This window comes from Larkinella sp. C7 (genome assembly GCF_006149005.1).
In the GTDB taxonomy this organism is placed as follows: Bacteria; Bacteroidota; Bacteroidia; order Cytophagales; family Spirosomataceae; genus Larkinella.
This window is the reverse complement of sequence record NZ_VBSL01000178.1, coordinates 1-421: the sequence shown is the minus strand read 5'-3', so window position 1 is coordinate 421 and position 421 is coordinate 1. Positions and strand designations below refer to the sequence as shown.

Below are 421 nucleotides of genomic sequence, written 5' to 3'. Positions count from 1 at the left end.
GTTGTCAAAGTAGTTCAGGATGGTGTCATAGTGATTTTGAATGGATCGGGCCACCGTGTTAAAGGCCTTGAAACCGCACTGCCGGACTTTTTCATGCCACTTTGCCAACCGTGCTAACCCGTAGAGTTTATCAGTCGTATTCTCAAAAATGTGGCTCAGGGCTTGACTCAGATCATAGGCTTTTTTCAGATCAGGGTAGCGATCAAAGAGCAGCGTAGCCCGTTCCCGTTGACTGTCAGTCCAATCACTTGGTTTTTTGTAGAGCACATAGCGGCTGCGAGCTAACAATTGTTTGAGCGTATCGCCATTGGAAAGCACCTCCAGCTCATACGCGTTCTGAGTAGCTTTGGCTTGTTCAAGGGCTGCATTTTCGGCATCCAGCGCTTCCCACCGGTACTTGACGCGCATCTCCTGAACCGCT

General features: G+C 49.6%; 1 protein-coding gene. It reads right to left on the bottom strand.

Annotated elements, in window-relative coordinates; translation table 11 throughout:
• A partial coding sequence (locus tag FH871_RS32420) for a transposase (RefSeq protein ID WP_138995354.1) occupies positions 1-421 on the bottom strand: 421 nt, incomplete at both ends.